The sequence below is a fragment of the Bradyrhizobium denitrificans genome (genome assembly GCF_013179005.1).
Taxonomy (GTDB): domain Bacteria; phylum Pseudomonadota; class Alphaproteobacteria; order Rhizobiales; family Xanthobacteraceae; genus Bradyrhizobium; species Bradyrhizobium denitrificans.
Genome location: NZ_JABFDP010000040.1, coordinates 1 through 21,348 on the forward strand (window position 1 = coordinate 1; position 21,348 = coordinate 21,348).

Sequence of the window (21,348 nt, forward strand, 5' to 3'; positions counted from 1 at the left end):
TAAGCTATGTCCCCGGGCTGAACAGCAGCGAAGCAATCCAGGGCCAAAAGAAAGTCTGGATTGTTTCGCGGAGCCCGCCCTTGGGCTCGCCGGAGGCGAGACCCCGGGGGCTCCTCGCAAGGACGGCCAGTCATCCCCCCCAGCGCCCCCTGCGTGTTCACGTAGAGCGCGTAGATCGACTGGCTGGCCGCCATGAACAGGCGGTTGCGCTTGAGGCCGCCGAAGCACAGGTTGGCGCAGCGTTCGGGCAAGGCGATGCGGCCGATCGGGCCGCCGTCGGGAGCGAACACCATGACGCCGTCGAGCTCGGGGCTGCCCATTCCCCAGCCGCACCAGAGATTGCCGTCGACGTCGCAGCGCATGCCGTCCGGCGTGCCAGGCCCGGCATCGATGTGGACGCGTTTGTTGGCGAGCGTCGTGCCGTCGGCGGAGACGTCATAAGCGAGGATCTTCCGGTTGGGCACGCCGCGGGATTCGACGACGTAGAGGATGCGCTCGTCGGGCGAGAAGCACAGCCCATTCGGCCCCAGTACGCCGTCGGCGACAACCGTCGCTTTGCCGGTGGCGCCGTCGATCCGGTACACGTTAGCGTCGATTTCGGGCTCGGCCTTGTAGCCCTCGTAATTGCCCAGCAGGCCGAAGGTCGGATCGGTGAACCAGATCGAACCGTCGGATTTCACGACAACATCGTTCGGCGAATTCAGCCGCTTGCCGTCGAAACTGTCGATCAGCACGGTGATGGATCCGTCATATTCGGTGCGGGTGACGCGGCGCCCGCCATGCTCGCAGGTGACGAGCCGGCCCTGCCGATCGCGGGTATTGCCATTGGCGAAATTGGAGGGCTTGCGGAAGACCGAGACCGCGCCGGTCTCCTCCTCCCATTTGAGGATGCGCTGGTTGGGGATGTCGCTGCACAAAAGGTAGCGTCCGTCGCCGAACCACACCGGCCCCTCGGCCCAGCGCAGCCCGGTGGCCAGCCGTTCGACCGCCGAGAGCTTCAGCCAGTATTTTTCGAAGCGTGGGTCCAGCGCCTGGATCGCCGGGTCAGGATAGAAGGTCGCAGGGCGCCAGCCCTGGGCATGAGCGTTTCCGTCGGACATTGTCCCGTCCCGTTATTGCGCCTTTGCGATCTCTGCTATCATTGGACCGCCACGGCCGCAAACCTGCGGGCCGAAAACGAGGGATGAAATGCCACGTATCTTGATGACCGGTGCGAGCGGTGGAATCGGCAGTTCCTTGCGGAAGCTGCTGCCGCCGATCTATCCGGACCTTTTGCTCAGCGACCTCCGGCCGCCGGCCGACCTCTCCAGCCAGGAAACCTTCAAGGCGGCCGATCTTGCCGACCTCTCGCAGGTCGAGGCGTTGTGCGAGGGCGTCGATGGCATCATCCATTTCGGCGGCTACTCGGTCGAAGGCCCGTGGAACGACATACTGCAGGCCAATATTATCGGCGGCTACAACCTGTTCGAGGCCGCCCGCCGCAAGGGAGTCAAGCGGATTGTGTTCGCATCGTCGAACCACGCGGTCGGCTTTTATCCGCGACATCGCAAGATCGACAACGACGTGCAGCCGCGCCCCGACGGTCGCTATGGCGTCAGCAAGGTGTTCGGCGAGGCGCTCGGTTCGCTGTATGCCGACAAGCACGGGCTGAAAGTGACCTGCATCCGCATCGGCAATTTCGGCGACAAGCCGCTCGATCGGCGGCGTCTGTCGATTTGGCTGAAGCCGGACGATCTGGTCCAGCTTTGCCGCATCGGGCTCGAGCATCCGGATATTCATTTTGAGGTGCTCTATGGTGCCTCGCTGAATGAGCGCGCCTGGTGGGACAATCAGCGCGCCTATGATCTCGGCTACCGTCCGACCGGTCGGGCCGAGGATTTCCGCGAACATGCCCTTGCCGAGCAGGCCAAGCTGCCCGCCGATCCGATCGGCGACTACTTCCAGGGGGGCACGTTCTGCACCACCGAGTTCGATGGCGATACCAGCCGGATCATCGACTGGGGTTGATCCTTTTTTGGCGTTCCGGGGCAACCGCGCCCCGGAATGGCTCCTACGACCAAGAACAACAAGAACAGACACCGACACGAGACTGACATGACCGACGGCCTGCGCAAGGGACTGACCGCTTACGGCGATGCCGGATTCTCGCTGTTCCTGCGCAAGGCCTTCATCAAGGCGGCCGGCTATTCCGACGACGCGCTCGATCGACCCATCGTCGGCATCACCAACACCTATAGCGACTACAATCCCTGCCACGGCAACGTGCCGCAGATCCTCGAGGCGGTGAAGCGCGGCGTCATGCTCTCGGGCGCGATGCCCTTCGTGTTTCCGACCATCTCGATCGCGGAGAGCTTTGCGCATCCGACCTCGATGTATCTGCGCAACCTGATGGCGATGGAAACCGAGGAGATGATCCGCGCCCAGCCGATGGATGCCGTGGTCGTCATCGGCGGCTGCGACAAGACGCTGCCAGCGCAGATCATGGCGGCAGTGTCTGCCGACCTGCCCACGGTCGTCATTCCCGTGGGGCCGATGGTCGTCGGGCATCACAAGGGCGAGGTGCTCGGCGCCTGCACCGACTGCCGGCGCCTGTGGGCCAAATATCGTGCCGGCGAGATGGACGACAGCGAGATCGAGGCGGTCAACGGCCGGCTCGCGCCGTCTGTCGGCACCTGCATGGTGATGGGCACGGCCTCGACCATGGCCTGTATCACCGAGGCGCTCGGTCTGTCCTTGCCGATGAGCGCGACGATCCCGGCGCCCCATGCCGAGCGTTTCCGATCGGCCGAAGCGAGCGGTCGGGTCGCGGCTGAACTGGCCAAGGCCAAGGGGCCGAAGCCGAGCGAGCTGTTGACGCCGGCGGCCTTCAAGAATGCGCAGGTGGTGCTGCAAGCCATCGGCGGCTCCACCAACGGTCTGGTGCACCTGACCGCGATCGCCGGCCGGACCCCCCACAAGATCGACCTCGATGCGTTCGACCGCATCGGCCACGAGGTTCCGGTGCTGGTCGATCTCAAGCCGTCCGGCGAGCACTACATGGAGCACTTCCACCACGCCGGCGGTGTGCCGAAGCTCATGAAGCAACTCGGCGATCTCATCGATCTCGATTGCCGGTCGATCACCGGCCAGTCGCTGCGCGAGATCGTCGCCGCCGCCGAGGATGTGCCAGGGCAGGACGTGATCCGCGCGCGCGACGACGCGATCAAGCCGGAGGGCGGCTTGGCCGTGCTGCGCGGCAATCTCGCGCCGCGCGGCGCCGTCATCAAGCATTCCGCGGCGAGCCCAAAGCTGCTGCAGCATACGGGGCGCGCCGTCGTGTTCGAGTCGGTCGAGGACATGACGAGGCGGGTCGATGACCCCGATCTCGACGTCTCTGCCGATGACGTCCTGGTGCTGCGCAATGCGGGGCCCAAGGGGGCGCCCGGCATGCCGGAGGCCGGCTATCTGCCGATCCCGAAGAAGCTCGCACGCGGCGGCACCAAGGACATGGTGCGCATCTCCGATGCGCGCATGAGCGGCACCGCCTTCGGCACCATCGTGCTGCACATCACGCCGGAATCCGCGGTCGGCGGTCCGCTGGCGCTGGTGCAGACCGGCGACATGATCCGGCTCGATGTCGAAAGGCGCAGCATCGACCTGCTGGTCGATCAATCCGAGCTGGATCGGCGTCGGGCGGCGCTCAAGCCTGCGACGACACCGGACTGGGCGGAACGCGGCTATGCGCATCTGTTTCATGAAACGATCCTGCAAGCCGACGACGGCTGCGATTTCGACTTCATGCGCCGGAAAGGGAAGGGGTGAGCGCTGTCCTACTTTCCTTTGCTGGTGAATCGCTTCACGGCGGCGCGGAATTCGCCGGTGTGCATGCAATTGATGATGGCATCGCGTTCTGCGGCGAGCTGGTCTTCGACCGTGCTGGTCGGCGCGCGATGGATCAGCGCCTTGGTGGCGGCGATGCCGGCGGGCATGTTCTGCGCCAAACGCTGCGCCAGCGCCTCGGTGGCCGCGGCCAGCTCGGATGCCGAGACGACCTTGGCGACAAGGCCCCATTCATAGGCTTGCGCAGCTGTGAAGCTGTCCTCGGCCAAGAAGATCTGCAGCGCCCGCCTTACGCCTGCCGTCGCGACGACGCCAACCGTGCCGCCGCCGTCGGGCGAGACGCCGAGCTTGGCATAAGCGGGGGTGAAGCGCGCTTCATCGGCGGCGATGCACAGATCGGCGGCAAAAGCGAGCGACATCCCGGCGCCCGCGGCGGAGCCGTGCACGCTCGCCAGCACGATCTTGGGCATGCGGCGAAGGCTCGCGATGAAGGCGTGGTAGTGATGCAGCAGCTCGCTCACCACCGGCGTGATGGTGTCGGCCTCGGCCGCGGCGCCGATCGTCTGCAGGTCGCCACCGGCACAGAAGGCGCGGCCTTCGCCCTTCAGGACCAGCACCCGGATGGACGGATCAGCCTCGACCTGCGCCGCAAGCTGCTCCAGGCGCTGGGCGATGGCAAGGTTGATGGCGTTGAACGCCGCCGGCCGATCGAGTGTGATGGTCGCGATCGCGCCATTGATGCTGAGGCGGGCAGGTTCCGCTACTGCGTCCGACATTCATTCCTCCCGGGTATGGCTGGTGTTGCCGCATTTAAACCGTAGGCCGGGAACGGTGACAATGCCGGGGAAGTCTGCGACAACCCGGTTCCGTCGGCATGGACGATGACAGAATGGGGCAGGGGACAGTGACGAACGGACCGGTTGTGATCGTGGGCGCGGGGCATGCGGGCTTCCAGCTCGCGACCTCGCTGCGTCAGGCAGGCTTTGCCGATCCGATTCATCTGATCAACGACGAGGCGCATCTGCCGTATCAGCGCCCACCGCTGTCCAAGGCCTATCTCAAGGGCACCGGCGGTCCCGAGACCCTGATGTTCCGGCCGCAGAAATTCTATGCCGACCAGACCATCGACCTGGTCCATGACCGCGTCGTTTCGGTGCAGCGCGACCAGCGCAAGGTGCTGCTCGCGTCGGGTAAGGCGCTCGGCTACGGGCACCTGGTGTTCGCCACGGGGGCGCGCAATCGCCTGCTCGACATCCCCAATGCCAATCTTCCCGCGGTGCGTTACCTGCGCATCCTCGACGACAGCGAGGCGCTGCGCGGTCTGCTCGGCGAGGCCAAGCGGGTGGTCGTCATCGGCGCCGGCTTCATCGGCCTCGAATTCGCGGCGACCGCGCGCATCAAGGGTCTCGAGGTCGATGTGCTCGAACTCGGGGCGCGGGTGATGGCGCGGGCCGTTACGGCCGAGATTTCCGACTATTTCCAGAAGCAGCATGCTGAAGCCGGCGTGCGCATCCATCTCGGCGTGCAGGCCACCAGCATCGAGGCCGACGGCAACAAGGTCACCGGCGTCAGCCTGAGCGACGGCCGGCATATTCCGGCCGATCTGGTTGTGGTCGGCGTCGGCGTGCTGCCGAATATTGAGCTCGCCGCTGACGCGGGACTGGTCGTCGCCTCGGGCATCGTGGTCGACGAGTACCTGCTGACCAGCGATCCGCACATCTCCGCGATCGGCGACTGTGCGCTGTTCGCCAGCCCGCGCTTTGGCGGCACCTTGCGGCTGGAGTCGGTGCAGAACGCGACCGATCATGCCCGCTGCGTCGCGGCGCGGCTGACGGGCGACGTCAAGCCGTATGACGGCCAGCCGTGGTTCTGGAGCGACCAAGGCAACGACAAGCTGCAGATCGCTGGGCTCACCACGGGCTATGACCAGGTCGTGCTGCGCGGGGATCCGGCGCAAAAGGCATTCTCCGCATTCTGCTACAAAGAGGGCCGGCTGGTCGGCATCGAATCCGTCAACCGCGCCGGCGATCACATGTTCGGCCGCAAGCTGCTCGCGGCAGGCGGCACGGTGGATGCAGCCAAGGCCGCCGATCCCAGCTTCGACCTGAAGAGCGCTCTCGTCTAGAGCAGCGCGCCGACCTCCTCTGCTGTCGGCATCGACGGCCCGGCGCCCATCCGCTGCACCGAGATCGAGGCCGCGATGTTGGCGTAGCCGATCGCATCGGCGATCGGCGCGCCCTGCGAGAGCCGCGCGGCCAGCGCGCCGACGAAACAGTCGCCGGCGCCGGTGGTGTCGACGGCCGTCACGGCGCGGCCCTCGACCAGCCTCGCTTTGCTGCCCGTGACGGCCACCGCGCCGCGCGCGCCGAGCGTCACGCAGACCGTCTGATCGTCGCGCGGGTCCAGCGCGCGAACCGCGTCGCTCACCTGCGGCAGCGTGGGTGTGTCGCCGAGCGCGATGCCGGTCAGGAAGCCGAGCTCGGTCTCGTTCAGCACGAGCACATCGATGAGTGCGAACAGCGCGCTGTCGAATGCACTTGCAGGGGCCGGATTGAGGATCGTGGTCGCGCCCGCCGCGCGTGCCTGCCGAAAGAAGGCGACGATCGTCGCTTGGGGAATCTCGAACTGGCTGACCGCCACGTCGCTTGCAGTCAACGCGACCTGCGCGACATCCTCAGGGGAGACCTCGGCATTGGCGCCCGGGATGACCACGATCGTGTTGTCGGCCTTCGCCAGCGTGATGAGCGCCGTGCCGGTCGCCGCGCCGGCGCTGTCCTTCACCGCGGTGAGATCGATGCCTTGGCTGGCGAGAAACGCGCGCAGTTGCTCGCCGAAGGCGTCACGGCCGAGCCGGCCGATCAGCGATGTCGGCGCGCCCAGCTTGGCGGCTGATACCGCCTGGTTGGCGCCCTTGCCGCCTGGAAAATACATCACCGAATGACCGGCGACGGTCTCACCGATGCGGGGATGCCGCTCGGCTGTCGCCACCACATCCATGTTGATGCTGCCGGCGACGACGACGCGCCCCATCGGTGTTCTCCCTTGTATCTGATCAGCCGCTAAACGCGGGCCTCGAATTCCTGCCTGACAAGATCGATGTCGGCGAGCGTCGGCAGGCCGGCCTCGTTGCCCAGCTTCTGGATCTTGAACGTCGAGGCCGCGCGGGCGAACTCGAAATGCTCCTTCCAGCCCTTCGCCGGATTGGCCAGATACGAATACACATAGGCGCCGTGGAACACGTCGCCGGCGCCGTTGGTATCGATGACGCGCTCGCGCGGAATCGGGTAGGCCGGCAACGTATGCACCGCGCCGACCTCATCATACCACAAGAGGCCCTTCTCGCCCTGGGTCACGCCGCCGATGCGGCAGCCGCGGCCTTTCAGATAATCGAGCATCTTTTCCGGCGTGAGATCCATCTGCTCGCACAGCCGCTCGGCCACGATCGCGACGTCGATATATTCCAGAAGCTCATGCGTGTTGGTGCGCAGGCCGCCGCCGTCGAGCGAGGTCAGAATACCGGCCTCGCGGCATAGCTTGGCGTAATGGATGGCTGCATCAGGCTGGTGACCATCGACATGCAGCGCCCGGCAATTGCCGAGATTGAGCAGCGGGAAAGGGTGGATGTGGGCATCGTCGCGGCAGCGCACGATGGCGCGCTTGCCGTCCTTCGGCATGATGAAGGACAGCGACGAGGCATTGACCTTCCGTGGATGTACGGAGATGCCGTATTTCGCCGTCATGTCCTGGAACATCCGCCCGAGCCAGTCATTCGCCACGGTGGCGATCAGGTCCGGAACGATCCCCAGCTTGGCGCAGCAAAATGCCGCAGTGACTGCATTGCCGCCGAACGACACGGCGTAGTCGGAGGCGACGTGCTTCTCGTCTCCGGTCGGCATGTGGTCGGTGATGAACGTAACGTCGATGTAGGTCTGTCCGATGAAAAGGGCCTGCATTGCCATTTCTGTCTCACTAAGGGGTGATCGCGGCCCCGGCGCCGCAGATTAGCAAGCGGTTAAGGCGGATCAACGCTGAAATTCTTCGTCAAATCGTCACCATGGTGGTTGAGATCACCTCCTTGCAACCGCCGGCCCCCTGCCACCGGCAGCCGGGTCGCGCTATGGTTGCCGACCTGCAGGAGCGCAGATTCGGGAGTGGAAGATGACTGTCTATGCGGGTCCGGTCTTCGAGATGGCCGCCAATCAGTTCAACGTGATCGCCGATCACCTTGGCATCCCAGCCGATGAGCGCGATCGCCTGCTGCTGCCGAAGCGCGCGATCACCGTCTCGTGTCCGATCCACAAGGACGATGGCACCATTGCCGTCTATGAGGGCTACCGCGTCCAGCATCTGTTGACCATGGGGCCGACCAAGGGCGGCACCCGCTTTGCCCCGACCGTCGACATCGGCGAGGTCGCGGCTCTCGCGATCTGGATGAGCTGGAAATGCGCGCTCGTCGGCCTGCCCTATGGCGGAGCCAAGGGCGGCGTGACCGTCGACCTGTCCAAGCTGTCGCGGCGCGAGCTCGAATCGCTGTCGCGCCGCTACATGCAGGAGATGATCCCCTTCGTCGGCCCGCACACCGACGTGATGGCGCCCGACATGGGCACCAATGAGCAGGTGATGGCCTGGTTCATGGATACATATTCGATGTACCAGGGCCAGACCGTGACCGAGATCGTCACCGGCAAGCCGGTGTTCTCCGGTGGCACGCTCGGCCGCCGCGAGGCGACCGGCCGTGGCGTTGCCCACGTCTCGCGCCGGGTGATGGATGTGCTGGGCATCGATCCCGCCAAGTCCACCGTGGTCGTGCAGGGCTTTGGCAATGTCGGCTCCTATGCCGCGCTCGGCTTCCACCAGATGGGCATGAAGGTGATTGCGGTTAGCGATCATACCGGGGCACTCCACGATGCCAGGGGCCTCGATATTCCCGCGCTGATGGCGCATGCGAGCAAGCACGGCAGCATCGCCGGCTTCTCCACCGAGCTTGCCTTCGATCCGAAGGAGATCCTGACACTCGCCTGCGACATCCTGGTGCCGGCGGCGGTCGAGCGGGTCATCGATGCCAAGGTGGCGGCGAACTTGAAATGCCGGGTCATCGCGGAAGCTGCCAATGGCCCGACCACGCCGGATGCCGACCTCGTGCTCGACCAGCGCCGCAAGGAGATCTTCCTCATTCCAGACATTCTCTGCAATTCCGGCGGCGTCATCGTCAGCTATTTCGAATGGGTGCAGGATCTGCAGCAGCTGTTCTGGGAAGAAGAAGAGGTGATGCGGCGCGAGTACCAGATCCTCGACCGCGCCTTCGAGCGGATGGTGACGCGGGCCAAGGCCGACGACATCTCGCACCGAACCGCGGCCATGGCGATCGGCGTCGAGAAGGTGCGCAACGCCAAGAACACGCGAGGGCTGTTTCCGTGATCACCGGCCTCGACCACGTCGTCGTCCTGCTCGAGGACATCCAGGCCGGCAGCGCCGCGTTCGAGACGCTGCTGGCGCGCAAGCCGTCCTGGCAGAACTCGGGCGAGGGCGCCGACCGCGTGCTGTTCACGCTCGACAATATGAGCCTGGAGCTGATGGCGCCGGCAGGGCAGAGCCCCGCCGCCGACCGTATCCGCAATGTCATCAAGATCTGGGGCGAGGGGCTCGCCAGCATTTGTTTCGCAACCGATGACATCGGCAAGATGCATCGGCGGCTGGAACGCGTGGCGCTGAAGCCGGAGCCGATCGCCGAGGTCGACAACACCGACCGTATCTCGGGCCAGACGCTGCACTGGAAACGCACGCGTGCGATGACCGATCTCACCCGCGGCGTGCGCATGTTCTTCCTTGAGCTTGCCGGGCCGCGGCCGATGTCGGAGAAGACCGCCGATTCTGCGGTGCTCGGTCTCGACCACATCGTGGTCTCGACCGAGGACCCCGAGCGGGCCGCCGCGCTCTACGGCGCGCGGCTCGGCCTCGACATGGCGCTCGACCGCAGCCATCAGGAATGGGGCCAGCTGATGTTCTTCCGCTGCGGCGACCTCATCGTCGAGGTCGTCAAGCGTCCGGTGGCCGGCAACGACAAGGCCAACGACAAGCTGTGGGGCCTGAGCTGGCGCGTGGCGGACATCGAAGCCACGAGGGCGCGCCTGCTCGCCGCCGGCCTGCAGGTCTCCGAGCCGCGCGCCGGCCGCAAGCCGGGCACGCGGGTGATGAGCCTCTACAGCGGCACCTGTGGCATCCACACGCTGATTTTGGAGAAGACGCCGCGCGCAGCGGAGTGATGGCTTCGAACGGCGATTGGCGCTGTCTTGCGCCGATGCCGCGAGGGCTGCAGGCAAAGATCTCGGCCTGTGCACAGCTATCTCCAGCTCGTCATGGCCGGGCTCGTCCCTGCCATCCACGTTGCACCGCACACGCCGGACGACGTGGATGCCCGGGCCTTCGCCGCGCCGAAGCGGCTTCGGCCGCGCAGGCAGGACAAGCCCGGGCATGACGAGACTCTCATTGGCAGTCTCGACGCCGCGCATGTGCGAGCCATGATATAGACTGAGGCGGTTTCAGCCTCTCGCCCAAGCCGATGATCTCTCCTGTTGTCGTCCCCTCGTCTGATCGGCGTCGCGTCTTCATGCTCGGCGCGACCGGAACCATTGGCCGCGCCACCGTGCGTGCGCTGGTCGCGCGCGGGCACGAGGTGGTTTGCTTCATTCGTCCGCACCGCGACGTGGTGGAGGTCCCGGGTGCTGCCCTTAGAATCGGCGACGTGACCGACCCCGTCTCGCTGGCGCGCGACGGCTTTCGCGGTGAGCCTTTCGACGCCGTGGTGTCCTGCATGGCGTCGCGGACCGGCGTGCCCGGGGATGCCCAGGCGATCGATGACCAGGCTCATGTGAATGTGCTGGACGCGGCATGCCGTGCAGGCATCACGCACTTCGTGCTGCTGTCCGCCATCTGTGTGCAGAAGCCGCTGCTGGCGTTCCAGCAGGCCAAGCTGGCGTTCGAGGCGCGGCTGATCGGGCAGGGGGAGAGGCTGACCTATTCGATCGTCCGCCCCACCGCGTTCTTCAAATCGCTGTCGGGGCAGGTGGCGCGGGTGAAGCAGGGCCGGCCTTACCTCGTGTTCGGCGACGGCCGTCTGACCGCGTGCAAGCCGATCAGCGACGCCGACCTCGGCGATTATCTGGCCGGATGCCTCGATGACGAGCGCCGCTGGAACAAGGTGCTGCCGATCGGCGGTCCCGGCCCGGCCATCACGCCGATCGAGCAGGCGGAGCATCTGTTCGCGCTGCTCGGACGCAAGCCGAACATCCGGCGCGTCCCGGTGGCGCTGTTGGACGTCATCATCGCAGGACTCGGCATCGCCGGGCGGATCGCGCCATCGCTCGCCGACAAGGCCGAGCTCGCCCGCATCGGTCGCTACTACGCCACCGAATCCATGTTGGTGCTCGACCCCGTCACCGGCCGCTACGACGCCGACGCCACGCCCTCGACCGGCTCGGAGACGCTGTTCGACTACTACGCACAGCTGATCCGCGGCGAGGCCATGGCCGAGCGTGGCGATCATGCGGTGTTCTGAGCCTCGATCTCTCTCCCTGTCATTGCGAGGAGCGTAAGCGACGACGCAATCCAGAGTCGCGCGTGCAGCCCTGGATTGCGTCGCTTCGCTCGCAATGACGATGTGAGATTTGTGGTCACGGTGGTGAATCTCGCAATCATGGTGATGAGACATGAGTGCCCGATCTCGCGGCGCGCTGTCGCGTCCGAGCTTTGCTGCTGTCCTGCCCTCTCTTTGAAGAGGGCACGGGGAATGCCGGGCGCTGGCCGCACCCATGGCCCGCCTGCGGAAAAAAATGCAGGCGGCAGGTACCACAGGTTCAGCCGAGAGCAACCCGGCATTCCCCGCGCGATGGTTTTGACGGCTGCTTCGCGCTCTCCTCGGTGCGCCGGGCTTTCTGGCCACCGTTGCCCGCGCGGCGCGTGAGCGCCGACACAGGCGTGACACCAGCTTCGGGGTGCCAGGACCACGCGACTTGACCGTGCGCATCGCTGCCGTTCGTCCGCGCAAGGAGACCTCACGCGCAGCACCGACACGCCCACCGCATCCCGCACTCGACGTTCGTGACGACCGCGAAGCGCCCCTCTGGTGAGGCGGAACGGGGATATACAATCATGATTTCGTGTAAAACGAAAGCGAAAAATCTTGCGCAACGGAGCCGTATCGGGGCATCCGTTTGAGCCCGCTGGAGAAATACGTCTTTCAGTGCAGGCCGATGTGGCGGCAATCATCACGCGATCAGCGTGTGAGGGCAGCAGATCGCGCGGTCGATGTAGGCGATCTGCGTCTGGCGATTTGCCCGCCGGGCTGAGCAGGCAGGCATCGTTGAATGTGCCACTTTTACCTTTTTCCGACTGTCGGCTGAGAACTGCAGAACGGGTCAACCGAAAGGCCTTGAACGAAATTCGCAAAGCTGACGATGCATCGGCTCATAACGTGGCCAATCGGTCCGGGGGGGGGGCGGATCGCGCCGCGCCGCAACGTTTCGAAGGGTTGACGCCGCAGTTCTTCAGCTGCCGTCCGGCACCCGATCGACTAACAGCCGGTAAAGCTACGGCTGGAAAATTTAAGCGGTTAGTATCGTGATTCCCGTATTTGTGTGATGCTGGGGCTAAGTACGCGGCTGTTTCTCCCGTTCATATCCACGTGGATTGCGCCCATCCTCGTGGCAACGGGCATGTGACCGAACAAGGTCGATGCCCAATTCTGGAGAGATCATGTCGAGCGTGAGAGACCTGAAAATCAAGTACAAGGCAGGCGTTCTGGTCGCCATGGCGCTGGTCACTGGCGCCTTGATGTTCGTCGTGGCGGCGATCGGTCTCTCCAACATCAAGTCCTCACTCGATGAGCTTGTTCAGGCCACCAATGTTGAGCGCTATGCGTACGAAACGATCCTGCAAGAGAAGAACTATCTGCTGAATGCCAACGCATCGACCTCCAACAAGAAGCTTGCCGCGGAGGCATTCGAGACGGCCGAAAAAGACGTCGCCACCATCCTCAAGACGCTGGACAGCATTGACCGCACCGGGGGGCCTGCGATCGTTGAACGCTCGCGTTCTGCTCGCAAGGGCACGACCGCCTACGCGGAGCTGTATCGAAAGGGTGTCGCAGCCCTTGTCGAACTCGACAAGCTGACTGATCTGCTGGAGAAGAACGGCGAGACCGCGTCGCAGGTCGCCAAGGACTATATCCGCAGCGTAGGCGATGCTAAGAAAGCCGCCACGGCGAGCGATATTCTGGAATACACCTATCTCATCCGTGCCGACGAAAAGCGCTACATGTTGAACCAGCGGGCGGAGACGTTCGGCAAGATGAAGGCGAATTTTGCGTCCATGATGGAGCGTCTGGCGACGCTTGAAAAGACCGCCGAAGGCGACAAGGAATTGCAGGCGGTCAAGAAGTTCAGTGATGCCGCCAAGGGCTACGAGAAGGACGCCTATCAGTGGGTCGAACGCAGCGACCTGCTGTTCAAGGATATTCTTCCGAACATGAAGACGCTGGGTGACAATGTCATCAAGCTGGCTTTTGACGCCGCGCAGGAGACGTCGCAGTCGATGATTACCTCACGTCAGACCATTCTGATGTGGCTGGCGATCATCGGCGGCGGAATTTCGATCCTCGGCATCGTCCTTGGCGTCGTGGTGTCCAGTGCGATCACCAAGCCGGTCGCCGCGCTCACCGGCGCCATGTCGGCGCTTGCCAATGGGGACACGTCGGTCGCCATTCCCAGCATCGAGCAGAAGGAAGAGATCGGCACCATGGCGCGCGCGGTCCAGATCTTCAAGGACAGTGCGATCGCACGCATCGCTATGGAAGCGCGGGAAAAAGGCGACACGACCCGCCGCCAGGAGCGTCAGAACCGGATGGAGCAACTGACGTCGGAATTCGATGGCACAGTCGTGACCGTGCTCGAAAACCTCAAGCGCGGCGTCGGCGGGTTGCATGGATCGTCGCAGTCGATGTCGGGCACCGCGGAGGCCACCAGCGGGCAAAGTCAGGCTGCGGCGTCCGCGGCCGAGCAGGCCCGCACCAACGTGCAGTCCGTTGCGGCAGCCGGCAACGAATTGTCGTCGTCCATCCAGGAAATATCGCGCCAGGTCGCCCAGACGGCCTCCTTCGTGCAGGGCGCAACCGCAGAGGCGGAGGAGTGCAACACCAAGATCAACCGCCTTGCGGAGGCTGCCGACCGGATCGGTGAAATCGTCACCCTGATCAATGGCATCGCCTCGCAGACCAATCTGCTGGCGCTGAACGCTACCATCGAGGCGGCACGGGTCGGCGAGGCTGGACGCGGCTTCGCCGTGGTCGCAGCAGAGGTCAAGAACCTCGCGAGCCAGACCGCCAAGGCGACGGAGGAAATTTCGAGCCAGATCACGGCGATGCAGAGCGAAACCACGGATACAGTTGCGGCGATCCGCGGAATCACCGCCACCATCACGAAAGTGAACGAACTGACCGCTGCCGTAGCGAGCGCCGTGGAGGAGCAGGGGTCTGCGACAGCCGAGATTGCTCGCAACGTGGATCAGGCTGCGGGTGGTATTACGCTCGTGGCTGACAACATCACGGGGGTAACGTCCTCGGCAACCAAGACCGGCGCCATGGCGCAGGAAGTGTTTCAGGCTGCAAATACGCTGCAGACGGAGTCCGCGACGCTGGAAATGGCGGTGTCCGGTTTTCTCCGCGGTGTCCGGGCGCTCTGACCCGTGTCAAGCCATCAAAGCCCCCGGGGTGGGGTTCCTTGCCGCATCCCCGGGACGTCGGTGGTCTTGAAGTCAAGCCTCCATCGCCCGCAAGTCGTCTTTTGACGAGCGGAAGCGAGGCAATGACGCGCCTGCTCCTGATCTCGTTCGCACCAAAATAATCCGCCCTGCGGACTCAATTTTGCGAGCGCTCACGCGGCTCAGCGGCAGTCTCATCCGCCTCCGACGCCAATCCTGCACGGCACGCTCGCAAACCCTCGAAACCTCACCCGTCCACCCCGCACCGGCGCGCCGTCGAGCTGATAGTTCGGAAACCGCGCCAAAAACCGCGAGATCGCCACCGCGCCCTCCAGTCTCGCCAGCGCCATGCCCGCGCATTGATGTGCGCCGGTGCCGAAGGCGAGGTGGCGGTTGGCGAGGCGGCCGATGTCGAAGCGTTCGGGGTCCTCGAATTGCGCGGGATCGCGGTTGGCGGCGCCGATGCACAGCGTGACCGAGGTGCCGGCCTCCAGCTTCGCGCCGCCGAGCTCGACCGGCTCGGTCGTCATGCGATTGCCGAGCTGGTTCGAGCTCTCATAGCGCAGGATCTCCTCGACGGCGGTGCGGATCAGGCTGGGAGCATCGATCAACCTTTGCCGCTCGGCAGGATGCTCGCAGAGCAGCACGAGGCCGTTGCCGATCAGGTTGGTCGTGGTTTCGTGGCCGGCATTGAGCAGGAAGATGCAGTTGTGCAACAGCTCCTTCTCGCTCAGGCGCTCGCCATCCGCTTCGCCCAGGATCAGCCGCGTCAGAACGTCGCGCTCGGGATTGCCAGGCGCCGCGCGGCGGCGCGCTACGAGGCCTTCGAGATAGGCGAGAAACGCCTTCACCGCCCGATTGCCGCGCGACAATTGCGCCTCCGACACCACCGGCTCCAGCGCGCCGAGAATGGCCAGCGACCAGTCGCGCAAGGGTCCGCGCTCTTCGTGCGGGACGCCGAGCAGATTGCCGATCACCTCGATGGGGATCGCCGCGGCGAAATCCTCGATCAACTCGCACCGGTCCTCGGCGGCGATCCGGTCCAGCAGTCCGTCGACCAGCGCGATCAGAGCGGGCTCCATCTCGGCGATCGCCCGCGGCGACAGCGCTCCCATGATCAGGCGGCGGACGCGCGTATGCGCCGGAGGATCGTTGAAGACGAGACTCGTGGTGTGATGCTCATACAGCAGCGATGCGCCGTATTTGGGCGCGAATTCGCGCGTCTTGTCCGAGGAGAACGTCTTCGTTGCCTTGTAGGCTGTGACCAGATCGTCGTAACGGGTGAGAACATAGGAGCCGTTGCGCAGGCGCTTGACCGGCGCATATTGCCGCAGCGCGCGATAGGTGGGGTAGGGATCGGCATAGAAGGCGGGCGTCAGGCTCTCCAGATCGAAATCGGCAGCGAGCGCAGCGGCGTCATTCATCGATGGTCCTCCCGGCCGGTTCTTGCTCTTGTCGCTGCGACCGTCGCACGGTCCGCCACAGAAGAAAACGCGCGGCGCGGGGTCTGCACAGCCGAGCTGGGTAGGCGTCGCAGGCCTTGCCGCACAACCGCCTTGATTGAAGGTATTTTATTGCCTTCGGTGGCGCCGAGATATGTCTCGAAATGTCAGGGACTTGGCCCAGGACTGCTGCTGCGTTGCGGCGTGTTTCTTGACATAGATCAAGTGAGTATTTACTCACGCGTAATGTCCACTCTGCGCATGACCAGCGACCTGCGGCGGCAGTTGATCCTTGGCGCGGCGAAGCGTTGCTTCGCGCGGCATGGTTATGCCGGCACCACGACGAAGAGCGTCGCCGCCGCTGCCGCGATCTCGGAAGCCTTGCTGTTCAAGCACTTCTCTTCGAAGGCTGCGCTCTATGCAGAGATCCTGGCCGAAGAGTGCGAGGCCGATCCCGATTTCGAGCTGCTGCTGGGACAGGAGCCTTCGACGGTCACGCTGGTCAAGCTGATGGCCGGCATGGTCCGGCACTTTCTCAGCACGGCCGACGGCGCCAATGAGGAAGAGGAACAGCGGCTGCGGCTGATGATCACCAGCCATCTCGACGATGGCGAATTCGCCAGGCTGCTTTATACGAAAATCGATGATCTGATCGGCGCGAAGTTCGTTGACTCCCTGGACAGCGCCGTGGCGTCAGGTGATGCCGTACGACTTGCGGCTGCACCGCGCGATCTATTCTGGTTCGCGCATCACACTGTGTTGACGGCGGCGTTGACGCGGCTTCCATCGACCCCGTGTCTATCCTATGGAACCGCGGCGAGCCTGGAGCGCCAGCTCAGTGAGTTCATTCTGCGCGGCATCGGACTGACCGACGCCGCGATTGCGTGCTATCTCGACCACGAATTGTCGCAACCTCCGGCCCGGCCGGCGACGGCAGAAAGTGCATGACATGAACATCGCGACGGAACCCAAGCTCTCTGGCAAGCCGATCGACGACAAGCCGCGCAAGCGCACCCGCCCGGTGCTCTGGTTCACCATCGTCGCCATCCTGCTCGCGGCGCTGGTCGGCGGCTTCGTGTGGTTCAACATGTTCCGCGACAAGATGATCGCGCAGTTCTTCGCGAACATGAAGCCGCCGCCGATCAATGTCAGCATGGCCACCGCGACCGCAGAGGTTGTGCCGAACCTCCTGACCGCCGTCGGCGATCTCGCCGCCGTGCATCAAGTCAACGTAACCTCGGATGCCTCGGGCCGCATCACCGACATCATGTTCACGCCGGGCACAACCGTGAAGCAGGGGACCCCGCTGGTGCAGCTTTATGATGCGCCGGAGCAGGGCGACCTCGCCAATTTCAAGGCCCAGGTGACCGTGGCGCAGCTGTCGCTCGATCGCGCCAAGCAGCTCGCCTCGCGCCAGTTCGGACCGCAGGCGACCGTCGATCAGGCCCAGGCCGCCTATGACCAGGCCCAGGCCGGCATCGCCAAGACCGAGGCGCTGATCGCGCAGAAGCTGGTGCGCGCGCCGTTCGATGGCGACCTCGGCGTCCGCAAGGTTGAGGTCGGCCAATATCTCAGCGCCGGCACCCAGATCGTGTCGCTGACCGATCTGTCGGAGCTGTGGGTCAACTTCACGGTGACCGAAAAGGACAGCGGTCAGTTGAAGGTCGGCCAGACCGTGCGCGTCGGCGTCGACGCCTATCCGGGCAAGGTGTTCGAGGGCAAGATCACCACCATCGAGCCGCAGATCGCGACCGACACGCGCAACATCCGGGTGCAGGCGACGATCGCGAATCCGGATCACATCCTCAAGCCCGGCATGTTCGCGACCACCACCGTGGTGCTGCCGGACAAGCCGCCGGTGCTGACGGTTCCGGAGACGGCGGTCGATTATACGCTCTATGGCGACTCGGTCTTCGTGATCAACGAGAAGAAGACCGACGACGGCAAGACCACGCTGACGGCCGATCGGACCTATGTGCAGACCGGCGACCGCATCAACGGTCGCGCCGTGATCCTGAAGGGGCTCAAGGAGGGTGACCGCGTGGTTGCCGTCGGCCAGCTCAAGATCCAGTCCGGTGCCGCGGTCGCGATCTCGACCGATCCGCCGCCGCCGGTGCCCGCCAAGCCGCCGCGCTATTGATCGAACCAAATGCCCGCCGAGGCCGCTGTGAAGCGGCCCGCGCGGGCATCATCTGCCTCCCGCTGACGAGATTGCCGCGATGCGTTTCACCGATATCTTCATCAAGCGGCCAGTGCTGTCGCTCGTGGTCAGCATGCTCATCCTGCTGCTCGGCCTGCGTGCCGCGTTCGAGCTGCCGATCCGGCAATATCCGAAGCTGTCGAACACGGTCGTGAACGTCACGACCGTCTATCCCGGCGCCTCCGCCGATCTGATCCAGGGCTTCATCACGACGCCGCTGGAGCAGGCGGTCGCGTCGGCCGAAGGCGTCGACTACATCACCTCGTCCTCGGTGCAGGGCACCAGCACGATCCAGGTCTTCATCAAGCTCAATTTCGATCCGAACCAGGCGCTCACCGAGGTGCTCGCCAAGGTGAACTCGGTCCGCTATCTGATCCCCAGGGAATCCAACGACCCGATCGTCACCAAGAGCACGGGGCAGACGACGTCGGTGATGTATCTCGGCTTCTCCAGCGAGGAGCTGTCGGGCTCGGCGATCTCGGACTATCTGACGCGCGTGGTGCAGCCGGTGCTGTCGACCGTCGACGGCGTCGCCGCGGCCAACATTCTCGGCGGCCAGACCTTCGCGATGCGGATCTGGCTCAACCCGGAAAAGATGGCCGGCCGTAACGTGTCGCCGGCCGATGTCGCCGCCGCGATCTCCGCCAACAACTTCCAATCCGCCGCCGGACAGGCGAAGGGCTATTTCATCGTCTCCAACGTCACGACCAATACCGGCCTGACCGACGTCAACCAGTTCAAGCGGATGATCGTCAAGGCCAAGGACGGCGGCTTCGTCCGCATGGAGGACATCGCCACCGTCGAGCTCGCGGCGCAGAGCACCGATGCCAGCGTCGCCTTCAACGGCGAGCGCGCCATCTTCATCGGCGTCGACGCGACGCCGCAGGGCAACCCGCTCAACATCGTCAAGGGCGTGCGTGCGCTGTTCCCCGATCTCGAGCGCAACCTGCCGCCGTCGATGAAGATGAAGGTGGCCTACGATTCCACCAAGTTCATCCAGTCGTCGATCGACGAGGTCGAGCACACGCTCGGCGAGGCCGTGCTCATCGTCATCGTCGTGATCTTCCTGTTCCTGGCCTCGCTGCGCTCGGTCATCATTCCCGTGGTGACGATCCCGCTGTCCTTGATCGGCGTCTGCACGATGATGCTGGCGCTCGGCTTCAGCATCAATCTGCTGACCTTGCTGGCCATGGTGCTGGCGATCGGTCTCGTGGTCGACGACGCCATCGTGGTGGTCGAGAACATCCACCGCCATCTGGAGGAGGGCAGAGCGCCCGTCCAGGCGGCACTGCAGGGCGCGCGCGAGATCGTCGGCCCGGTCATCTCGATGACGATCACCTTGGCCGCAGTGTACGCACCGATCGGCTTTCTCGGCGGCCTCACCGGCTCGCTGTTCCGCGAATTCGCCTTCACGCTCGCGGGCTCCGTCATCGTGTCGGGCGTCATCGCGCTGACCCTGTCGCCGATGATGTGCTCGGTGCTGCTGCGCAGCGCCGAGGAGGGCCGCTTCGCGCGGATCGTCAACCGCGTGTTCGGCGCGATGACCCGCTGGTACGGCCGGCAGCTCGACCGTTCGCTCGACTACCGGCCGGTGACGGCGCTGTTCGCGGTCACGATCCTCGGCCTCGTCGGCTTCCTCTATATGCACACGTCCAAGGAGCTGGCGCCGGAGGAGGATCAGGGCATCGTGTTCTCGATCACCAAGGCGCCGAAATACGCCAATATCGACTACATCAACTTCTACACCGACAAGCTCGACAAGGTGTTCCAGAAGTTCCCCGAGACCGATTTGCGCTTCGTGCTGAACGGCATCAACGGCCCGCAGGGCGGCTTCGCCGGCATGCTGCTGAAGCCGTGGGACGAGCGCACGCGCTCCTCGATCAAGCTGAAACCGCTGGTGCAGGCGGAGCTGTCCAAGATCGAGGGCATCAACGCCTTCGCCTTCAACCTGCCGGCGCTGCCGGGCGGCCCGGGCGGCCTGCCGGTGCAGATGGTGATCAGCTCGACCAGCGGCTTCCAGGCGGTCTATGAGCAGATGGCCAAGCTGAAGGACGCCGCGCGCAAGAGCGGCATCTTCATCGTCTCCGACAGCGATCTCGAATTCAACCAGCCCGTCGTCAAGGTCTGGATCAACCGCAGCAAGGCCTCCGATCTCGGCATCACCATGCAGTCGATCGGCAACACGCTGGCGGTGCTGCTCGGCGGCAACTACATCAACCGCTTCAATCTCGAAGGCCGCTCTTACCAGGTGATCCCGCAGGTGCCGCGCGACAAGCGGCTGTCGCCGGACTCGCTGTCGGGTTATTATGTGGCGACCGCCGCGGGCCAGCAGGTGCCGCTGTCGACGGTGGTCACCATCGAGACCGCGACCGATCCGAACTCGCTGACGCATTTCAACCAGCTCAACTCGGCGACCTTCTCGGCCGTGCCGATGCCGGGCGTCACCGTCGGCCAGGCGGTCGACTTCCTGGAGAAGCAGGCCAAGAACCTGCCGTCGGGCTTCAGCCACGATTACCTCGCCGACGCCCGTCAATACGTCCAGGAAGGCAATCAGCTCGCGATCACCTTCGGCTTCGCATTGATCATCATCTTCCTGGTGCTGGCGGCGCAGTTCGAGAGCCTGCGCGATCCGCTGGTGATCATGATCAGCGTGCCCATGGCGATCGTCGGCGCGCTGATCCCGCTGTTCTTCGGACTTGCGACGATGAACATCTACACCCAGGTCGGTCTGCTGACGCTGGTCGGACTGATCACCAAGCACGGCATCCTGATGGTGGAGTTCGCCAATGAGCTGCAGCTCAAGGAAGGCGTGGACCGCCGGACCGCGATCGAAACCTCCGCGCGCATCCGCCTGCGGCCGATCCTGATGACCACGGCGGCGATGGTCACCGGCCTGATCCCGCTGCTGACGGCGTCCGGCGCCGGCGCGGCCAGCCGGTTCTCGATCGGCCTCGTCGTCGTCGCCGGCATGTCGATTGGCACGCTGTTCACGCTGTTCGTGCTGCCGGCCGTCTACACCGTCATCGCCACCGATCACCAGGCCGCCGCCAAGTCGAAGCGCGCCCGCGAGATCGCCCAGTTCGACGCCGAGCCGGAGCATGCGCTGAAGGCGAGCTGAGACGGCGAGTCCTGGTT

At 64.7% G+C, this 21,348-nt stretch carries 14 protein-coding genes and 1 pseudogene; 10 read left to right on the forward strand and 5 right to left on the reverse strand.

Annotation, left to right across the window (positions count from 1 at the left end; all coding sequences use genetic code 11):
- Window positions 1-134 precede the first annotated feature (134 nt).
- A pseudogene (locus HL671_RS33370) lies at window positions 135-1,100 on the reverse strand (SMP-30/gluconolactonase/LRE family protein); the annotation flags it as partial.
- Window positions 1,101-1,188: 88 nt separating this feature from the next.
- Between HL671_RS33370 and HL671_RS33375 the strand changes: the two are divergent.
- Both HL671_RS33375 and HL671_RS33380 read left to right on the forward strand, forming a co-directional pair.
- Entirely contained in the window at window positions 1,189-2,007 is an 819-nt protein-coding gene (locus tag HL671_RS33375; RefSeq protein ID WP_041750612.1) for an NAD-dependent epimerase/dehydratase family protein, read from the forward strand.
- 87 nt (window positions 2,008-2,094) lie between these two features.
- Entirely contained in the window at window positions 2,095-3,801 is a 1,707-nt protein-coding gene (locus HL671_RS33380) for an IlvD/Edd family dehydratase (protein ID WP_012042984.1), read from the forward strand.
- An 8-nt stretch (window positions 3,802-3,809) separates the two neighbouring features.
- Here HL671_RS33380 and HL671_RS33385 read toward each other — a convergent pair whose 3' ends face one another.
- Window positions 3,810-4,595, reverse strand: a complete 786-nt coding sequence (locus tag HL671_RS33385) for an enoyl-CoA hydratase/isomerase family protein (RefSeq protein ID WP_012042985.1) — start codon at window positions 4,593-4,595, stop codon at window positions 3,810-3,812.
- A 113-nt stretch (window positions 4,596-4,708) separates the two neighbouring features.
- Here HL671_RS33385 and HL671_RS33390 point away from each other — a divergent pair, with 113 nt between their 5' ends.
- A complete protein-coding gene (locus tag HL671_RS33390) occupies window positions 4,709-5,944 on the forward strand; it encodes an NAD(P)/FAD-dependent oxidoreductase (RefSeq protein ID WP_172242573.1) in 1,236 nt (411 codons plus the stop codon).
- On the opposite strand, the gene rbsK is transcribed toward HL671_RS33390, so the two are convergent.
- Window positions 5,941-6,849 (reverse strand): ribokinase, encoded by a 909-nt coding sequence (gene rbsK / locus HL671_RS33395; protein WP_012042987.1) that lies wholly within the window; start codon window positions 6,847-6,849, stop codon window positions 5,941-5,943. The genes HL671_RS33390 and rbsK overlap by 4 nt on opposite strands.
- Window positions 6,850-6,878: 29 nt before the next feature.
- Window positions 6,879-7,772 carry a sugar kinase gene (locus tag HL671_RS33400; protein WP_041750613.1) on the reverse strand — a complete coding sequence of 298 codons (894 nt, stop codon included), beginning with the start codon at window positions 7,770-7,772 and terminating at the stop codon, window positions 6,879-6,881.
- Window positions 7,773-7,977: 205 nt separating this feature from the next.
- Here HL671_RS33400 and HL671_RS33405 point away from each other — a divergent pair, with 205 nt between their 5' ends.
- The 4 genes from HL671_RS33405 (at window position 7,978) to HL671_RS39035 (ending at window position 14,553) form a co-directional block, all read left to right on the forward strand.
- On the forward strand, window positions 7,978-9,237 hold the full coding sequence (locus HL671_RS33405; protein WP_012042989.1) for a Glu/Leu/Phe/Val family dehydrogenase: 1,260 nt from the start codon (window positions 7,978-7,980) through the stop codon (window positions 9,235-9,237).
- Window positions 9,234-10,082, forward strand: a complete 849-nt coding sequence (locus HL671_RS33410) for a VOC family protein (protein ID WP_012042990.1) — start codon at window positions 9,234-9,236, stop codon at window positions 10,080-10,082. Before HL671_RS33405 ends, HL671_RS33410 begins: the two co-directional genes overlap by 4 nt.
- A 344-nt stretch (window positions 10,083-10,426) precedes the next feature.
- Window positions 10,427-11,374, forward strand: coding sequence for an NAD(P)H-binding protein (locus tag HL671_RS33415; protein WP_172242501.1), 948 nt, complete (start codon window positions 10,427-10,429; stop codon window positions 11,372-11,374).
- A 1,283-nt stretch (window positions 11,375-12,657) separates the two neighbouring features.
- Window positions 12,658-14,553 (forward strand): methyl-accepting chemotaxis protein, encoded by a 1,896-nt coding sequence (locus tag HL671_RS39035; RefSeq protein WP_172242504.1) that lies wholly within the window; start codon window positions 12,658-12,660, stop codon window positions 14,551-14,553.
- A 212-nt stretch (window positions 14,554-14,765) separates the two neighbouring features.
- Here the strand turns inward: HL671_RS39035 and HL671_RS33425 are convergent, their stop codons facing one another.
- On the reverse strand, window positions 14,766-15,995 hold the full coding sequence (locus HL671_RS33425) for a cytochrome P450 (RefSeq protein WP_172242507.1): 1,230 nt from the start codon (window positions 15,993-15,995) through the stop codon (window positions 14,766-14,768).
- Window positions 15,996-16,274: 279 nt separating this feature from the next.
- Here HL671_RS33425 and HL671_RS33430 point away from each other — a divergent pair, with 279 nt between their 5' ends.
- The 3 genes from HL671_RS33430 (at window position 16,275) to HL671_RS33440 (ending at window position 21,331) form a co-directional block, all read left to right on the forward strand.
- A complete protein-coding gene (locus HL671_RS33430) occupies window positions 16,275-16,961 on the forward strand; it encodes a TetR/AcrR family transcriptional regulator (protein ID WP_172242576.1) in 687 nt (228 codons plus the stop codon).
- Window position 16,962: 1 nt separating this feature from the next.
- Window positions 16,963-18,153, forward strand: coding sequence for an efflux RND transporter periplasmic adaptor subunit (locus HL671_RS33435; RefSeq protein WP_012042995.1), 1,191 nt, complete (start codon window positions 16,963-16,965; stop codon window positions 18,151-18,153).
- Between the two features lie 79 nt (window positions 18,154-18,232).
- Window positions 18,233-21,331, forward strand: a complete 3,099-nt coding sequence (locus HL671_RS33440) for a MexW/MexI family multidrug efflux RND transporter permease subunit (RefSeq protein WP_012042996.1) — start codon at window positions 18,233-18,235, stop codon at window positions 21,329-21,331.
- The last annotated feature ends 17 nt before the right edge of the window (window positions 21,332-21,348 follow it).

What these genes read in the sequence shown, in the direction of transcription:
- HL671_RS33375 (WP_041750612.1), top strand. Translation starts at nt 1,189, where the DNA reads ATGCCACGTATCTTGATGACCGGTGCGAGCGGTGGAATCGGCAGTTCC.
- HL671_RS33380 (WP_012042984.1), top strand. Translation starts at nt 2,095, where the DNA reads ATGACCGACGGCCTGCGCAAGGGACTGACCGCTTACGGCGATGCCGGA.
- HL671_RS33385 (WP_012042985.1), bottom strand. Translation starts at nt 4,595, where the DNA reads ATGTCGGACGCAGTAGCGGAACCTGCCCGCCTCAGCATCAATGGCGCG.
- HL671_RS33390 (WP_172242573.1), top strand. Translation starts at nt 4,709, where the DNA reads ATGGGGCAGGGGACAGTGACGAACGGACCGGTTGTGATCGTGGGCGCG.
- rbsK (WP_012042987.1), bottom strand. Translation starts at nt 6,849, where the DNA reads ATGGGGCGCGTCGTCGTCGCCGGCAGCATCAACATGGATGTGGTGGCG.
- HL671_RS33400 (WP_041750613.1), bottom strand. Translation starts at nt 7,772, where the DNA reads ATGCAGGCCCTTTTCATCGGACAGACCTACATCGACGTTACGTTCATC.
- HL671_RS33405 (WP_012042989.1), top strand. Translation starts at nt 7,978, where the DNA reads ATGACTGTCTATGCGGGTCCGGTCTTCGAGATGGCCGCCAATCAGTTC.
- HL671_RS33415 (WP_172242501.1), top strand. Translation starts at nt 10,427, where the DNA reads ATGCTCGGCGCGACCGGAACCATTGGCCGCGCCACCGTGCGTGCGCTG.
- HL671_RS33425 (WP_172242507.1), bottom strand. Translation starts at nt 15,995, where the DNA reads ATGAATGACGCCGCTGCGCTCGCTGCCGATTTCGATCTGGAGAGCCTG.
- HL671_RS33430 (WP_172242576.1), top strand. Translation starts at nt 16,275, where the DNA reads ATGACCAGCGACCTGCGGCGGCAGTTGATCCTTGGCGCGGCGAAGCGT.
- HL671_RS33435 (WP_012042995.1), top strand. Translation starts at nt 16,963, where the DNA reads ATGAACATCGCGACGGAACCCAAGCTCTCTGGCAAGCCGATCGACGAC.
- HL671_RS33440 (WP_012042996.1), top strand. Translation starts at nt 18,233, where the DNA reads ATGCGTTTCACCGATATCTTCATCAAGCGGCCAGTGCTGTCGCTCGTG.